General features: G+C 68.2%; 16 protein-coding genes. 7 read left to right on the top strand and 9 right to left on the bottom strand.

Annotated elements, in window-relative coordinates; all coding sequences use genetic code 11:
• Positions 1-74 precede the first annotated feature (74 nt).
• Positions 75-1,070, top strand: a complete 996-nt coding sequence (locus tag JHL17_RS20660) for an L-threonylcarbamoyladenylate synthase (protein ID WP_200195979.1) — start codon at positions 75-77, stop codon at positions 1,068-1,070.
• Here JHL17_RS20660 and gcvA read toward each other — a convergent pair.
• A complete protein-coding gene (gcvA, locus tag JHL17_RS20655; RefSeq protein WP_200195977.1) occupies positions 1,030-1,992 on the bottom strand; it encodes a transcriptional regulator GcvA in 963 nt (320 codons plus the stop codon). The genes JHL17_RS20660 and gcvA overlap by 41 nt on opposite strands.
• Before the next feature lie 3 nt (positions 1,993-1,995).
• Positions 1,996-2,232, bottom strand: coding sequence for a hypothetical protein (locus JHL17_RS20650; RefSeq protein ID WP_200195975.1), 237 nt, complete (start codon positions 2,230-2,232; stop codon positions 1,996-1,998).
• A gap of 58 nt (positions 2,233-2,290) precedes the next feature.
• Here JHL17_RS20650 and JHL17_RS20645 point away from each other — a divergent pair, with 58 nt between their 5' ends.
• The 3 genes from JHL17_RS20645 to leuC all read left to right on the top strand — a co-directional run bounded on the left by JHL17_RS20645 (position 2,291) and on the right by leuC (position 6,393).
• Positions 2,291-3,235 (top strand): DMT family transporter, encoded by a 945-nt coding sequence (locus JHL17_RS20645; protein ID WP_200195973.1) that lies wholly within the window; start codon positions 2,291-2,293, stop codon positions 3,233-3,235.
• A gap of 68 nt (positions 3,236-3,303) precedes the next feature.
• On the top strand, positions 3,304-4,719 hold the full coding sequence (locus JHL17_RS20640; RefSeq protein ID WP_200195972.1) for an FAD-binding oxidoreductase: 1,416 nt from the start codon (positions 3,304-3,306) through the stop codon (positions 4,717-4,719).
• A 270-nt stretch (positions 4,720-4,989) separates the two neighbouring features.
• Positions 4,990-6,393 (top strand): 3-isopropylmalate dehydratase large subunit, encoded by a 1,404-nt coding sequence (gene leuC, locus JHL17_RS20635; RefSeq protein WP_200195970.1) that lies wholly within the window; start codon positions 4,990-4,992, stop codon positions 6,391-6,393.
• Positions 6,394-6,543: 150 nt separating this feature from the next.
• On the opposite strand, the gene JHL17_RS20630 is transcribed toward leuC, so the two are convergent.
• Both JHL17_RS20630 and JHL17_RS20625 read right to left on the bottom strand, forming a co-directional pair.
• Positions 6,544-7,854: an ABC transporter permease subunit gene (locus JHL17_RS20630; protein ID WP_200195969.1), complete on the bottom strand. Its 1,311-nt coding sequence runs from the start codon at positions 7,852-7,854 to the stop codon at positions 6,544-6,546.
• A gap of 261 nt (positions 7,855-8,115) precedes the next feature.
• A complete protein-coding gene (locus tag JHL17_RS20625) occupies positions 8,116-9,135 on the bottom strand; it encodes an aspartate-semialdehyde dehydrogenase (protein ID WP_200195968.1) in 1,020 nt (339 codons plus the stop codon).
• 199 nt (positions 9,136-9,334) lie between these two features.
• Here JHL17_RS20625 and JHL17_RS20620 point away from each other — a divergent pair, with 199 nt between their 5' ends.
• The gene (locus JHL17_RS20620; RefSeq protein WP_200195967.1) at positions 9,335-10,945 is read left to right on the top strand and encodes an ABC transporter substrate-binding protein; all 1,611 of its coding nucleotides are present in this window, start codon (positions 9,335-9,337) and stop codon (positions 10,943-10,945) included.
• A gap of 36 nt (positions 10,946-10,981) precedes the next feature.
• Here JHL17_RS20620 and JHL17_RS20615 read toward each other — a convergent pair whose 3' ends face one another.
• The gene (locus JHL17_RS20615) at positions 10,982-11,602 is read right to left on the bottom strand and encodes a cysteine hydrolase family protein (protein ID WP_200195966.1); all 621 of its coding nucleotides are present in this window, start codon (positions 11,600-11,602) and stop codon (positions 10,982-10,984) included.
• Positions 11,603-11,687: 85 nt separating this feature from the next.
• Between JHL17_RS20615 and JHL17_RS20610 the strand changes: the two genes are divergently transcribed.
• The gene (locus tag JHL17_RS20610) at positions 11,688-12,560 is read left to right on the top strand and encodes a LysR family transcriptional regulator (RefSeq protein ID WP_200195965.1); all 873 of its coding nucleotides are present in this window, start codon (positions 11,688-11,690) and stop codon (positions 12,558-12,560) included.
• A gap of 59 nt (positions 12,561-12,619) precedes the next feature.
• Positions 12,620-13,585, top strand: coding sequence for an alpha/beta hydrolase family protein (locus JHL17_RS20605; protein ID WP_200195963.1), 966 nt, complete (start codon positions 12,620-12,622; stop codon positions 13,583-13,585).
• Between the two features lie 6 nt (positions 13,586-13,591).
• Here JHL17_RS20605 and truA read toward each other — a convergent pair whose 3' ends face one another.
• The 4 genes from truA to JHL17_RS20585 form a co-directional block, all read right to left on the bottom strand.
• Positions 13,592-14,329, bottom strand: coding sequence for a tRNA pseudouridine(38-40) synthase TruA (gene truA, locus JHL17_RS20600; protein WP_200195961.1), 738 nt, complete (start codon positions 14,327-14,329; stop codon positions 13,592-13,594).
• 5 nt (positions 14,330-14,334) lie between these two features.
• Entirely contained in the window at positions 14,335-15,291 is a 957-nt protein-coding gene (gene fmt, locus JHL17_RS20595) for a methionyl-tRNA formyltransferase (protein WP_200195959.1), read from the bottom strand.
• A gap of 33 nt (positions 15,292-15,324) precedes the next feature.
• Positions 15,325-15,837, bottom strand: coding sequence for a peptide deformylase (def, locus tag JHL17_RS20590; protein WP_200195957.1), 513 nt, complete (start codon positions 15,835-15,837; stop codon positions 15,325-15,327).
• Between the two features lie 100 nt (positions 15,838-15,937).
• Positions 15,938-16,227 (bottom strand): transposase (locus tag JHL17_RS20585; protein ID WP_200195955.1); only part of this gene is annotated, 290 nt, incomplete at its 5' end.

Genomic DNA, 16,227 nt, shown 5'->3' with positions numbered 1-16,227 from the left:
CCTCATAACCTTCGGCATGGCACCGGTGCAACCGCGCGAATTGACACCGGTGCCGCAGGCTCTAGAAAGATGCCGTGACCGACCATTCCGCATCCGATACCGGTGAAAAGCGCCCGGCGCTGATCCCGGCCACCGCCGCCGGCATCGCCCGCGCGGGCGAATTGCTGCGCGCCGGCCGTCTGGTCGCCTTTCCGACCGAGACGGTCTATGGGCTGGGCGCCGACGCCACCGACGACCGCGCCGTTGCCGCCATCTTCGCCGCCAAGGGCCGGCCGCAGTTCAACCCGCTGATCGCCCACGTCCCCGATCTGGCGTCCGCCCAGTCCTGGGGCCTGTTCGACGACCGCGCCCATGATCTGGCGACGCAGTTCTGGCCCGGCCCGCTGACCATGGTCGTGCCGCGCCCGGCCAACTCGGCCCTCTCGCTGCTGGTCAGTGCCGGGCTGGACAGCATCGCCATCCGGGTTCCCGGCCATCCGGTCGCCCAAGCCATCCTGCGCGCCGCCGGCAAGCCGATCGCCGCCCCCAGCGCCAACCGCTCCGGCGCCGTCAGCCCGACCACACCCCATCATGTGCTGGAAAGCCTGGGCGACCGGGTCGACGCCATCGTCACCGGCGGCAAATGCATGGTCGGCGTCGAGTCCACCGTCATCGACCTGACCGGTCCGGAGGCGGTGCTGCTGCGCCCCGGCGCCGTGCTGCCCGACGAGATGGAGCGGCTGATCGGCCCGGTCCGCCTGTCGGCCGGCGATCCGACCGCGCCCAAGTCGCCGGGCCAGCTGGAAAGCCACTATGCCCCCAACGCCGCGGTCCGCCTGAACGCGTCGGCGGCGGAAGAGGACGAGGCCTTCCTGACCTTCGGCCCCGACCGCTTCGTCTTCGGCGGCACCACCCGGCTGAACCTGAGCCTGGAAGGCGACCTGAACGAGGCCGCCGCCAACCTGTTCTCCCACCTGCGCAACCTCGACCAGAGCGGGGCAAGGCGCATCGCCGTGATGCCGATCCCGGAGGTCGGGCTCGGGCTGGCGATCAACGACCGCCTGCGCCGGGCGGCGGCCCCGCGGGGATGAGGGCATCGCCGGCCTCCGCCCTGATCCAGCGGAGAAAGGCGGCCACCGCCGGCTTTTCCTCCACCCCGCCAGGATAGATGAGGTGATAGGCGAGGCCGTTCGACAGACGTTGGTCGAACAAGACGATAAGACGCCCCGCCGCGAGATCGTCCACGGCAAAACGGTGCCGGACCAGCGCTATCCCCAATCCGGCCTTGGCAGCCTCCATCACGCCGTTGCCATCGGCGAAGACCGGCCCGTGACCTGCGCCCGCATCCGGCACGCCGGCGGCTCGGAACCAGAGCGCCCAGTCCCCGCGGTGCTCGTCATGCAAAAGCCGGTGAGCCGCTGGCCCCCCTGCCGGATCGGCCGCCAGATCGGCTGCCAGATCGGCCGGATGCCGAACCGGCGGCGCGGCGCGCAGATAGTCGGGGCTGCACACCGCAACCAACTCGTCGTCGATCAACCGCTCGGCACATAGACCTTCGTAGGCGCCCAGACCGTGACGCACGGCGACGTCGACGCGGTCCTGCGCGAAATCGACAAGCCGGTTGGTAACCCCGATCCGGACATCGATCCCGGGCGCAGCGGCCTCGAACCGCGGCAGACGCGGAACCAGCCATTGCACGGCGAAGGCCGGAGTGCAGGACAGCGTCAGTTCCGGCCTGCGGAGCCCCGCCGTGAGTTCGGCGGTCGCGTCCCGGATCAGGCGGAAGGCGGTCCGGATGGCTGCATGATAGGCCGCCCCCTCGGCGGTCAAGGCGAGGCTGCGCGGCTTGCGTTCGAACAGCCGCAAGCCGAGCGCCGTTTCCAGCTCCTTGACCTGGAGGCTGACCGCGCCCGGCGTGACGTTCAGCTCCCGCGCGGCAAGCGTCATGCTGAGGTGACGCGCGGTCGCTTCGAAGGCGCGCAGGCCGGCAAGCGGGGGCAGAGAAGGCGCCATGATTTAGAAAATCTCACCCGTATGCGGAAAAAGGCTCGTTTGTACGATATCGGGGCTGGAGGCTAATTTTAGCTCAGCTCGATCGAGCGGGAAAGGCCAGCCAATGGCGGGATCGTGTGGGTCAAGCCCGATCATGGAGCGGGCACCCGAAACATCCATTTCGGCGGCGATGGCAATTCCACCGCAAGAAACGGATCGCCGCCGGCCGGCACCGCCGCGCAGGATGCCGAAGCCCGGCATGTCCAGCCCCGACACACATACACACGAACATTCATAAGCCATCAATGGAGGCCGCCCGATGACCGCACCAAGCCACAAGCCGATGGACCTGACCGACTGGAGCTTGCTGGTCGCGCTCTCGATCCTGTGGGGTGGTTCTTTCTTCTTCGTCGGCATGGCCGTGCGCGAGTTGCCGCCGCTGACGATCGTCGCCTTGCGGGTCGCGCTGGCCGCGCTGGCGCTCGCTGGACTGCTGCGGCTCCTGGGAACGCCCATGCCGCGAGACCGGCGGACATGGGCGGCGTTCTTCGGCATGGGAACGTTGAACAACCTCGTTCCCTTCTGCCTGATCGTCTGGGGGCAGACGCAGATCGCCAGCAGCCTTGCCTCGATCCTCAACGCCACCACGCCGCTGTTCGGCGTCGTGGTGGCCCATGTCCTGACCCGGGACGAGAAGATGACGGGCAACCGGCTGGCGGGGGTGCTCATCGGCTTCGCCGGCGTGGCGGTGATGATCGGGCCGGCTGCATGGGGCGGGCTGGGCGACCGGCTGCTGCCGCAGCTTGCGGTGCTGGGGGCCGCCCTGTCCTATGCTTTCGCCGGCATCTTCGGCCGGCGCTTCAAAGGCATGGGAGTATCGCCGATGGTGACGGCGACGGGGCAGGTCACCGCATCCGCCCTGATGCTGGTGCCGGTGGCGCTGCTGATCGACCATCCCTGGACATTGCCGCTGCCCACCCCCGCCGCCTGGGGCGCGGTCGCCGGTCTGGCCTTGCTGTCCACCGCCCTGGCCTACGTCATCTTCTTCCGCGTCCTGGCTTCCGCCGGTGCGACCAACCTCATGCTCGTCACCTTCCTGATCCCGGTCAGCGCCATCCTGCTGGGCAGCCTGTTCCTCGGCGAACGTCTCGCCGTCAGGCATGGCATCGGCATGGCGCTGATCGCCGGCGGCCTTGCCGCCATCGATGGAAGACTGTTCGCACGGCTGGGACAACGCAGATCCGCATCGACCGCCAAGGGATAGAAAATGATCGTCGAAGGGGTTAGAAGGGATCGATTGCAAGTCCCTCAACCTGCTTTGGACGCCGTGCCATGACCGTTGCCGCCGCCCTCGACCAGATCCGCGCCATCGTCGGCCCGTCCGGCATCCTGACCGACGCCGCCGACATGGCCCCCTACCTTGCGGAGTGGCGCGGGCGCTTCAAAGGCAACAGCCCGGCGGTGGTCCGCCCGGCCAATACCGGGGAAGTGGCCGCAGTCGTCAAGATCTGCGCCGACGCCGGCATCCCCATCGTTCCCCAGGGCGGCAACACCAGCCTCGTCGGCGGTTCGATCCCCTATGAGGAGGGGCGCGAGATCGTGCTGAGCCTGTCGCGCATGAACCGCATCCGCGACATCGACACGCTGAACTACACCATGACGGTGGACGCCGGCGTGGTGCTGACCAGCATCCAGGAGGCCGCGGCCGACGCCGACCGCCTGTTCCCGCTCAGCCTGGGAGCGGAGGGCACGGCGCAGATCGGCGGCCTGATCTCCACCAACGCCGGCGGCATCAACGTCCTGCGCTACGGCAACACCCGCGACCTCGTGCTGGGGCTCGAAGTGGTGCTGGCCGACGGCCGTGTCTGGGACGGCATGCGCCGGCTGCGCAAGAACAACACCGGCTACGACCTGAAGAACCTGTTCGTCGGCGCCGAGGGCACGCTGGGCATCGTCACCGCCGCGGTGCTGAAGCTGTTCCCGCGCCCGCGCCAGTCGATCACCGCCTTCGTCGCCGTGCCCAGCCCGGCCGCCGCCATCGAGCTGTTGGCCCGCCTGCGCGCCGCCTCGGGCGACGCCGTCTCGGCCTTCGAGCTGATGTCGCGCCGCTGCCTGGACTTCGCGCTCCGCCACGTCGCCGGCACCATCGACCCGCTGTCGGAACCGTCGCCCTGGTATGTCCTGACCGAGCTGACCGCCGGCACCAAGTCCGACGCCTTCCAGGAGACGGTGGAGACGGCGCTCGGCGAGGCATTCGAGGCCGAGCTGGCGACCGACGCCACGCTGGCCCAGTCGGACGCCCAGGCCAAGCAGCTGTGGTTCATCCGTGAGGCCATCGTCGAGGCGCAGAAGTTCGAGGGCGGCTCGATCAAGAACGACGTGTCGATCCCGGTGTCCCGCGTCGCCGAGTTCATCGAACTGGCCGAGGCGGCGGTGGAGCGGGCCTGCCCCGGCATCCGCCCGACCCCCTTCGGCCATGTCGGCGACGGCAACATCCACTTCAACCTCAGCCAGCCCGAGGGTGCCGACACCAAGGCCTATCTCGACCGCTGGGACGAGATCTGCCACGTCGTGAACGAGGTGATCTTCAAGCTCGACGGCTCGATCTCCGCCGAGCATGGCGTCGGCCGCTTCAAGAAGGACGAGATGCCGGCCATCAAGGGGCCGGTGGAGTTCGACATGCTGCGCGCCATCAAGGCGACGCTCGATCCGAAGGGCCTGCTGAACCCCGGCAAGATGCTGCCGTAACTTTGCACGATCCGCTGATGCCCTTCCACAACGTCCGTCATTCCCGCGAAGGCGGGAATCCAGCCGTTTCAAGCGCTTGAACCGGACGCCTGGATCCCCGCCTTCGCTGGGATGACGAGCGAGAGGATTGGCCGCCCGCGTCATAATATTGCGGGGGACAGGCTTGCGACGACAGACGTAGCGCGATGCTTGTCCCCGGCACGACACAAGGCTATGGTGCGGCCTCCGATTGTTCTGCGCCTGATCGTACCGCGAGAGAGAGTTTTTCCGATGTCCAAGCCGCGCACTCTGTTCGACAAGATTTGGGACAGCCACGTCGTGCATCGCCAGGACGACGGCACCTGCATCCTCTACATCGACCGCCATCTGGTCCATGAAGTGACCAGCCCGCAGGCGTTCGAAGGACTGCGCGTCGCCGGCCGCAAGGTGCGGCGTCCGGAAGCCACTCTCGCCGTGCCCGACCACAACGTTCCCACCACCGACCGCTCCAAGGGCATCGTCGAGGAGGAGAGCCGGATCCAGGTCGAGACGCTGGACAAGAACGCCCGTGACTTCGGCGTCCGCTACTTCCCGATGGACGACGTCCGCCAGGGCATCGTGCACATCGTCGGTCCGGAACAGGGCTTCACCCTGCCCGGCGCCACCATCGTCTGCGGCGACAGCCACACCGCGACCCACGGCGCCTTCGGGGCGCTGGCCTTCGGCATCGGCACGTCGGAGGTGGAGCATGTGCTGGCCACCCAGACCCTGCTGCAGAAGCCGGCCAAGAACATGCTGATCCGCGTGGACGGCACGCTGAACCCGGGCGTCACCGCCAAGGACATCGTGCTGGCCATCATCGGCAGGATCGGCACCGCCGGCGGCACCGGCTACGTCATCGAGTTCGCGGGCGACGCCATCCGCGAGCTGTCGATGGAAGGCCGCATGACCGTCTGCAACATGGCGATCGAAGGCGGCGCCCGCGCTGGCCTGATCGCCCCGGACGAGAAGACCTTCGAGTATGTGAAGGGCCGCGCCCTGGCGCCCAAGGCCGGCGCCTTCGAGCAGGCCGTCCAGTACTGGAAGACGCTGCCGTCGGACGAGGGTGCGGTCTATGACGCCACCGTCGTGCTGAACGCCGCCGACATCGCGCCGCAGGTCACCTGGGGCACCAGCCCGGAAGACGTGCTGCCGATCACCGCGACCGTGCCGAACCCGGCCGACATCGCCGACGAGGGCAAGCGCGCCGCCGTCGAGCGCTCGCTCGCCTACATGGGCCTGACCCCCGGCCAGCCGCTGTCGAGCGTCAAGGTCGACACCGTGTTCATCGGCTCCTGCACCAACGGCCGCATCGAAGACCTGCGCGCCGCCGCCGACCTCGCCAAGGGCCGCAAGGTCGCCGAGGGCGTCCGCGCCCTGGTGGTTCCCGGTTCGGGTCTGGTCAAGGAGCAGGCCGAGGAAGAGGGGCTGGACAAGATCTTCACCGAGGCCGGCTTCGAGTGGCGCGAGCCGGGCTGCTCCATGTGCCTGGCGATGAACGCCGACCGTCTGGCGCCCGGCGAGCGCAGCGCCTCGACCTCGAACCGCAACTTCGAAGGCCGCCAGGGCCGCGGCGGCCGCACCCACCTCGTCAGCCCGGCAATGGCCGTGGCGGCGGCGGTGACCGGCCACCTGACGGACGTCCGCACGCTGTAAGGTTGTTGTGGGAGGACTGCGTTAGACCCCCACCTTAATCCTCCCCCGCCGGGCGGGGGAGGAGACGACTGCTTGTACGGGGAGTGAGGGCGTCCCTCCCCCGCCCAGCGGGGGAGGTTAGGTGGGGGCTATCGAAGCCGGCACTCCGCCTCAATCCCCCCTGCCCCTTGCCTGCCCCATCAGGCCCTGCGGCCGGTAGATCAGGAACAGCGTCAGCAGCCCGAACGCCACGATGTCCTTGTAGGCGAGAGCGAAATAGGCGGACCAGAAGGTCTCCACCAGCCCCAGCAGGGCGCCGCCGAGCATCGCCCCCGGCACCGAGCCGATGCCGCCGACCACCGCAGCCGCCAGCGCCTTGAAGCCGATCAGGTAGCCGGTGAAGAAGTTCACCCCACCGTAATAGAGCGCGATCACCGCCCCCGCCGCCGCGGCCAGCCCGCCGCCGATGGCGAAGGTCGCCGCCACCGTGCGGTTGACGTCCACCCCGACCAGTTCCGCCGCCGCGATGTCGTCGGTGCAGGCGCGATGCGCCCGGCCGAAGGCGGTGCGCTGCATGATTCCCCAAAGCGCCGCATAGAGCCCGCCGGTCAGCGCCAGGATCGCCAGCTGCGCCGTCAGCGCGGTGACGGTGAAGGCGCCGTCGCTGAGCAGGTCGAAGCGGCCGGTCAGCACCGGCGCCGGCCACCAGTCGCGGGCACCGTGCAGCAGCCGCACCCCCTCCTGATAGGCGATGGACAGCCCGACCGCGACGATCAGCGGCGTGTGGCTGCGCACCCCGCGCAGCCGGCGGAAGACCAGCCGGTCCATCGTCCAGCCCTGCACCGCGATGAAGCCGACCACCAGCACCAGAACGCCCAGCACGGCCGGCGGCCATGTCGCCCAACCGGCCATGCCCAGCCCGGCCGCCGCCATCGCCGTCAGCATGGCGCCGAGCATCGTCAGTTCCCCCATCGCCAGATTGATCTGGCCGAGAATGGCGTAGACCAGCGTGTAGCCGAGCGCGAGCAGCCCATAGACGCAGGCGACGGTGGCGGCGTTGATGATCTGCTGGACCAGGAAAAGCACGGGCGTCCAGCGCGTCGCCGCCGCCCGGTCGACCACCGCCATGCTGCCCACGGCATCGCGCGGCGGCCGGATGCGCAGCCATTGCTGCAACATGGCGAAGCGGATCCCCGACAGCCAGCCGCTGCGGTCGGTCGCCACCGCCACCAGGGTCAGCCGTTCCTCTCCCATGCCGGTGCCGGCGAACCGGCAGGCGATCCAGTGGGACTGCCCGCCGCTGCGGTAATCGACACGCACCACCCGCTTCTCCTCGGAGTAGCCGCGGCTGGACAGGTCGGCGACGGGGCCGGGCTCGAAGGCCGGGATCAGCTTCCGGCACAGCATATCCTGGTCGGCATCGACGCCGCACCCGGTGAGCATCAGCAGGACGAGGCACAACAGCGGCAGGATGCGGAGCACGGAACCGCCCGGTCAGGTGGGACGGTTCAGCCTACCGACAATTCGGAAGGGTGGGAAGGTGGTCGCGCGGGTGCCCCCACCCTGCCCCTCCCCCGCTCTCAGCGGACCTGCGGTCCGCCTGCCGCGTCAGCACAAAGCATAGCTTTGTGCGAGAGCTGGGCGGGGGAGGGGACAAGCGCTTAAGCGGGAAAGCAGCGGCAGTCCCTCCCCCGCCCAACGGGGGAGGTTAGGTGGGGGTCTAACCTCGGGAAGCAGAAGCCACTACTCCACCATGTAATCCCGCACCAGCAGCTCCGCGATCTGCACGGCGTTCAGCGCAGCCCCCTTGCGCAGGTTGTCGGCGACGCACCAGAAGGACAGCCCGTTCTCCACCGTGATGTCGTCGCGGATGCGGCTGACGAAGACCGGGTTTTCGCCGGCGATCTCCACCGGGGTGACGTAGCCGTCGCCGGTCTGCTGGTCGACCACCGAGACGCCGGGGGCGGCGCGCAGGACAATGCGGGCCTCCTCGGCGCTGATCGGCTCCTCCGTCTCGATGTTGATCGACAGGGCATGGCCGATGAAGGTCGGCACGCGGACGCAGGTGGCGGCGACCTTGATCTTCGGATCGAGGATCTTCTTGGTCTCAACCGTCATCTTCCACTCTTCCCTGGTGGAGCCGTCCTCCATGAAGGCGTCGATGTGGGGGATGACGTTGAAGGCGATCTGCTTGGGAAAGACGCTCTTGGCGATGGGATCGTTGACGAAGATGGCGCGGGTCTGGGTGAACAGCTCGTCCATCGCCTCCTTGCCGGCGCCCGACACCGACTGGTAGGTCGAAACCACGACGCGGCGGATTTTATAACGGTCGTGCAGCGGCTTCAGCGCCACCGCCATCAGGATGGTGGCGCCGTTGGGGTTGGCGATGATGCCGCGCTTGCGATAGCCGGCCAGCGCCTCCGGGTTCACCTCCGGCACGATCAGCGGCACGTCGGGGTCCATGCGGAACTGCGACGTGTTGTCGATCACCATGGCCCCGGCGGCGGCGGCGCGCGGCACATGGACGGCCGACACCTTGGCGCCGGGCGACGACAGGACGATATCGACGCCATGGAAGTCGAACTTGTTGAGATCCTGGACCTTGAGGATGTCGTCCTCGCCATAGGAGACGTCCTGGCCGATCGACTTTTCGGAAGCCAGCGCGATGACCTTGTCGGCCGGGAACTTCCGCTCGGCCAGCGTTTGCAGGATCTCGCGCCCGACATTGCCGGTGGCGCCGATGACCGCGACGGTGTAGCCCATGACGGTGGTTTCCTTCTGCCGAATATCCGCGAATACAAGAATGGTGCCGGAGGGCGTTAGGAGCTAGGCACTTTCCCCGCCAATTGCAACCCGTCTGACAAGGAACCAGCCAACCGGCCGGGTTGACAGGCGAGGGAAGGCGGCGGGAAGATTCTGTCCCTCAACAGCGCCCGAACGGGCCTCCAGGGAGACTTCACGGATGACCAGCTTCAAGCGCGGCCTGATCGCGCAGACTGTTCTTGGCGCCGCCGCTCTCGCCCTCGCCGGTTTTGCCGCCCCCGCCCTCGCCGACACGCCGAAGGACGCGCTGGTGATGGCATGGCAGTTCGACGACATCGTCAGCCTCGACCCCGGCGAGATCTTCGAGCTGTCGGGCGCCGAATACAGCGCCCAGGTCTATGACCGGCTCGTCCATTTCGACGTCGCCGACGTCAGCAAGATCGAAGGCGAGGCCGCCGAAAGCTGGACCGTGTCGCCCGACGGCAAGACCTTCACCTTCAAGATCCGCGACGGCATCGCCTTCCATTCCGGCAACCCGATGACGGCCGAGGATGTCGCCTGGTCCTTTTCCCGCGCGGTGAAGATGAACAAGGGTCCGGCCTTTATCCTGACCCAGTTCGGCCTGACGCCCGAGAATGTCGACCAGATGGTGCGCGCCACCGATCCGAAGACGCTGGTCTTCACCACCGACAAGGTCTATGCGCCGACCTTCGTGCTCTACTGCCTGACCGCCGACGTCGCCTCCATCGTCGATTCCAAGCTGGTGAAGGGCAAGGAGAAGGACGGCGATTTCGGCGCCGGCTGGCTGAAGACCAACTCCGCCGGCTCCGGTCCCTTCATCCTGAAGCAGTGGAAGGCGAGCGAACTGCTGACCTTCGACGCCAACCCGAAATACTGGCGCGGCGCGCCCAAGCTGAAGCGCGTGCTGATCCGCCACATCCCGGAACCGGCGACCCAGCGCCTGCTGCTGGAGAAGGGCGACGTCGACGTCGCGCGCAACCTGAAGCCCGAGCAGTTCGAGCCGCTGAAGGCCAGCGACACCGTCCGGCTGGTCCAGGCGCCGAAGGGCACGCTGTGGTATCTCAGCCTGAACCAGAAGAACGCCGCCCTGGCCAAGCCGGAGGTGCGCGAGGCCTTCAAGTATCTCGTCGACTATGACGGCATGGCGGGCTCGATCATGAACGGCATCGGCGCCGTCCATCAGGCCTTCCTGCCCAAGGGCTTCCTGGGGGCGGTCAACGACAACCCCTACAAGTACGACCCCACCAAGGCGAAGGAGCTGCTGGCCAAGGCCGGCTATCCCGACGGCTTCACCGTCAGCATGGACGTGCGCAACACCAACCCGACCCAGGACATGGCCCAGGCGATCCAGGCCAGCGCCGCCAAGGCCGGCGTGAAGATCGAGATCATCCCCGGCGACGGCAAGCAGGTGCTGACCAAGTACCGCGCCCGCAACCACGAACTGATGATCCAGCAATGGGGCGCGGATTATCAGGACCCGAACTCCAACGCCGATACCTTCGCCTCCAACCCCGACAACAGCGACAACGCCAAGTCCAAGCCGCTGGCGTGGCGCAACGCCTGGGATATTCCGGAACTGACCAAGAAGACCGCCGCCGCCATCGAGGAGCGCGACGGCGCCAAGCGCGCCAAGATGTACGAGGAGCTGCAGCGCTCGGTGCTGGCCGACTCGCCCTTCGTCATCATGTTCCAGCAGACGGAGATGATCGCCGAGCGCAAGACCGTCAGCGGCCTCGTCTGGGGTCCGAGCTTCGACACCAACTTCTACTGGAAGGCCGAGAAGAAGTAAGGATGCGAGGGGCGCGCCGGTCGCGCCCCTCCACACTCACCTCCAGGCCCGCGCGTCCTCCACCACCACGGCGAGGCTGTCGGACAGGCCGGTCAGCACGCCGCGCTGGATGTCGGCCGCCGGTACCACGCCGCCCTTGCCGTCCGGCAGGTCGCGGGTGGCGGTGGCCGAGGCCACGACCGTCACCCGCCAGCCATGATCCACTGCCGACCGCGCGGTGCTGCTGACGCAGTTGTGGGTCATGAAGCCGGCAATGATCATCTCGGTCCGGCCGGTATCGCGCGCCACCGCCTGCAACCCGGTTCCGGCGAAGGCGTTGGCGAGCTTCTTCACGATCACCGGTTCGCCATCGCGCGGGGCGACCGCCGGAACGATCTCCGCCAGCGGCCCGGTGGGGTCGAACACCGGCGCTCCCGCCGCGGTGTGATGGACGATGTGGATCACCGGCACGCCGTTGGCACGGGCAAGATCCAACAGTTCCGCCGCCCGCTCCACCGCCGCATCGACGCCCGACAGCCTCAGGGCGCCGTCGGTGTATTCGCGCTGAAGGTCGATCAGCACCAGGACCGCCTTGTCCAGCGGGCTGGGGGTATTCGGCGCGCCGGCGATCTGGCGCAGGGTTCGGACGGTTTGGGCATGGGCGATATCGGTCGTCATCGGGAGTTCCTCCGCAGCCGTTGAGCGTTGATGGAGGCAATGCTGCCCCGTTCACCGATGCGCAGCCATCCGCTATCCTCGCACGATGACCGTTCAAAAATTCACAGGCCCGCTCGACTGGGACGATCTGCGCGTTTTCCTCGAACTGGCACGCGCGGGCAGCCTGTCGGCGGCGGCCCGCAGCCTGCGGCTGAGCCATGCCACGGTGGGCCGCCGGCTTGCCGGGTTGGAAGCGGCCCTCGGCCGAACTCTGATGGAGCGCCGTCCTGAAGGTTATGTCCTGACTGGAGAAGGCGAGAACGTCCGCGCCCTGGCCGAAGCGATGGACGAGCGGGCACAGGCGATCCGCCGCCGCGAAGGCGACGACGCCGGCCTCAGCGGCACCGTGCGGCTGACCATGACCCAGGCGCTGGCCGACATCTTCCTGATCCCCCGCCTGGGACCGTTGCGATCGGCCAACCCAGCGCTGGATCTGGAAATCCTCGTCGACAACCGCACCCTCAGCCTCGCCCGGCGCGAGGCCGATCTGGCGATCCGGCTGGCCCGGCCGCAGCGCGGCGATCTGGTCGGGCGGCGGCTGGCGACGCTGGGCTATGGGCTGTACGCGGCGCCGGACGCACCCGACACGCTGATCGCCTACGACGAGTCGATGGCGGAGCTGCCGGAGGCCCTTTGGCTGGACCGCCATGGCGGCGGCCGGCGGGTCGCCTTCCGCTCCAACAGCGTGCAGGGGCAGCTGGCCGCGGCGGTCGCCGGCTTCGGCACCGCCTTCCTGCCCTGCATGCTGGCCGACGGCGTGGCGGGGCTGGTGCGGCATCCGCTGCCCGGCCCGCCGCTGGTCCGGGAGGCTTGGCTGCTGGTCCACCGCGACCGCCGCGAGGTGCCGCGGGTGCGGGCGGTGATCGAGCATCTGGTGGCGGTCTTCACCGCCGAGCACGCAAGGCTGGACGGCGGTTGACGGTGCCCCGCCACCTCCACCACCCTCCTCCAGCCATCGCCGCAAAGGGCTTGTCCGCCATGTCGTTCCGCTCCCTGTGTCTGGCGAGCCTCGCCCTCGTCGCGGCGGTCCCCGCCCACGCGCAGTCCCGCTCCAACGACGAAGCCTTCACCAACGCGGTTGTCGCAGCCGGGAAAATCGTCACCCGCCCGCAATGCGCCGAGTTGGAGGCGCGGGAAACCGCCAGCTGGGTGGAGGTCGACGGTCGCGGCGAGTGCCTGCGCTATTACGCGGCCGGCCTGAAGCCTGGATCAAACCCGATCGTCGCGGCCTGGATGCACGGCGATGTCATGGGCTCCAAGCCGGATAAGATCGGGCATCAGAAGGGGCTGAGCGTCGCCGGCATGATCGAACAGGAAAGGGTCTTGTCGGCGCGCTTCGGCGTGCCCTTCCTCTTTCTCGCCCGTCCGGGAGCTTATGGCAGTTCCGGCAAATTCTGGACCATGCGCCATACCCCGCGCGAGGCGGCGCTGATGAACGCCCATCTCGACCTGCTCAAGAAGCGCTACGGCATCGGGCAATGGTCGCTCGGTGGAAGCAGTGCCGGAGGCACGCTGACGGCCGAATTCCTGGCCCGCCGCACCGACCTGAAATGCGCCGTCATCTCGTCGGGCGCCTCCGCTTACGAAGCCTACCTCCAGGCGCATGGCGTCAAGGGCCGCTTGGCAAAGCCGGAGACTTGGTTCGACCCCTACCGCTCGCTCGACCTGATTCCCCAGGATCCGGCACGCCGGATCTTCGTCATCGGAGATCCGCGGGAAACGAATGTGCTGTTCCGCACCCAGCGCCTCTACTTCGATGGCTTGGCGGCACGCGGACACAAGGCTTGGCTGGTCCCGCTCGAACGGGCGCGGCCGCCCCGCTACCACGGTCTGGTCGATTTCGGCGAAACCGCCACCGGCCTCTGCGCCCAGGGCGTCGAGACGGACAGGCTGTTGAAGACGCTCCAATCCATGCCCGAACAGCCGGAGCGGATCAGCAATTGACCCGATTCAGTAGCGCGCCGCCATGAAGTAGAGGCCGTCCGGCGGGCAGGTCGGCCCGGCCTTGCCGCGGTCGCGGGCTTCGAGCGCAAGGCGGACGTCGTCGGGTTTCCATTTCCCGGCGCCGACCAGCTCCAGCGTGCCGACCATGTTGCGGACCTGATGGTGCAGGAAGGAGCGCGCGGCGGCATGGACGCGGACCTCCTCGCCCTGACGCTCCACAGCCAGCCGGTCCAGCGTCTTCACCGGCGATTTGGCCTGACACAGCGCGGCGCGGAAGCTGGAGAAGTCATGCTGGCCGACCAGAAATTGTGCCGCCGCATGCATCGCCTCGGCATCCAGCGGGCGGGTGACATGCCACGCCCGGCCGGCGTCCAGCGCCAGCGGCGCCCGGCGGTTCACGATGCGGTAGACATAAGCGCGGCCGGTCGAGGTCAGACGGGCATGGAAGTCCTCACCCACCGCCTCCACCTCCAGCACGGCGATGGGCGCCGGCTTCAAATGGAAGTTCAGGGCGTCGCGCAGCTTCAGCCCGGTGAAGGGCTTCTCCAGGTCGAAATGGCAGACCTGTCCCAGCGCATGCACCCCGGCGTCGGTGCGGCCGGAGCCATGGACGCGCACCACCTCGCCCGACAGGCGCTGCACCGCCTCTTCCAGGCTCTGCTGGACGGAGGGGCCGTTGTCCTGGCGCTGCCAGCCGACGAAGGGACGGCCGTCATACTCGACGGTCAGTTTCCAGCGCTGCACGGCGATCAGCCCGCGACGGTTTCGGCAGAGATCGGGGCGGACACCGCCTGCCCGACCGCCAGCGCGAAGCCGCGTAGGAAGGCCGCTCCATCGACCGGCGCCTTGCCCGGCCGCTGCACCTTGACCAGCCGCACCGCCCCATCGGCACAGGCGACCGTCAGCCGGTCGTCCAACAGCGTGCCGGACGTGCCGCTGCCGGTCGCGGGCTCCGCCGCCAGCACCTTGATCCGCTCGCCGTTCGCGGCATCGAACCAGCAGCCGGGCCAGGGGGTCAGCGCCCGGACCTGCCGCTCGACAGAGGCGGCGGGCCGGGTCCAATCGAGGCGGCCATCCTCGCGCGTCAGCTTGGCGGCGTAGGTGACGCCCTCCTCCGGCTGCGGCACGGCGGTCAGCGTCCCGCCGGCCAGCCCTTCCAGCGCCGGAACGATCATGCGGGCGCCCAGCGCGGCCAACTGGTCATGCAGGCTGCTGGCGGTGGTGGCCGGAGTGATCGCCACGGCCTCCTTCGACAGCATGGCGCCGGTGTCGAGGCCGATGTCCATCTGCATGATGGTGATCCCGGTCTCGGAATCGCCGGCCAGGATGGAGCGCTGGATCGGCGCCGCCCCGCGCCAGCGCGGCAGCAGCGAGCCATGCACGTTGACGCAACCCAGCCGCGGCGCGTCCAGGATCGGCTGCGGCAGGATCAGGCCGTAAGCGGCGACCACCGCCACATCGGCCCCAAGGGCGGCGAACTCCGCCTGGGCCTCGGCGTTGCGCAGGCTCTTTGGCGTGCGCACGGGGATATCGCGTTCCTCGGCGAAGCGATGGACAGGCGATTTCTGCACCTGCTGACCGCGCCCGGCCGGGCGCGGCGGCTGGCTGTAGGCGCAGACGACCTGATGCCCCGCTTCGATCAGCGCGGCGAGGCTGGGCACGGCGAAGTCCGGCGTGCCCATGAAGACGAGACGGAGCGGAGTCATCGGATCTTGATCGCGGATCTGGTTTCGGGCGGCTCAGGCCGTCGCCTTCTGCATCTTCTGGACCTTCTTCAGCAGGATGTTCCGCTTCAGCATCGACAAATAGTCGACGAACAGGACGCCATCCAAATGGTCGATCTCATGCTGGATGCAGGTGGCGAGCATGCCGTCCGCCTCGATCTCCTGCTGCCGATTGTTTTCGTCGAGATAGCGGACGCGGACGCGCTGGGGCCGGGTGACGTCGGCATATTGCTCGGGCACCGACAGGCAGCCTTCCTCGCACACCGCCTTCTCGTCCGAAGACCAGACGATTTCCGGGTTGGCGAGACGGATGGGGTTCGGCGGCTCGCCCTTCTCATGGACGTCGACGACGATGACGCGGTCGAGCACGCCGACCTGCGGGGCTGCCAGACCGATGCCGACGGCGTCGTACATGGTCTCCACCATGTCGTCCATCAGCTTGACGACGCGCGCATCCACTTCGGCGACGGGTTGCGCCTTGCGCTTCAGGATCGGATGCGGGGCGACGAGGATCGGAAGACGGGCCATGGGTGCTCAATGCTGGTAGGGGGAGTTCAAACGGACAAGGTAGGCGGACCGAGCGTTTTGGTCAAGGAATCGGACTTGTGCGCAGGGCTCCGAATCCGGGTTAACGGATTTTAACGGCAAGGATAGCGTCGAGGTAATCGGTGTCCCAGCCGGCCAACTTCCGTCGGAGCTTGATGCTGGTGGGTCTTGGTGTGGCGGGCGGCTTTTTGGTGGCACGCCGTAAGCCGGAGCGTGGCCGGGTGGGTTCGGCGGCCTTGCGGACGAGGTTGATGGCGAAGTGGCGGACGACGGCCATGTTCAGGGCGCCGTGGCCTTTGCGCAGGCGGGATTGGTCATCGTTGAAGACGACATCGAGCACCCAGTGCAACTGGTTCTCGATCCCCCAATGCC

This window comes from Azospirillum endophyticum (genome assembly GCF_016595245.1).
In the GTDB taxonomy this organism is placed as follows: domain Bacteria; phylum Pseudomonadota; class Alphaproteobacteria; order Azospirillales; family Azospirillaceae; genus Azospirillum; species Azospirillum endophyticum.
Note: the sequence above shows the minus strand (reverse complement) of the source record. Positions and strands in the feature narration are given on the sequence as shown.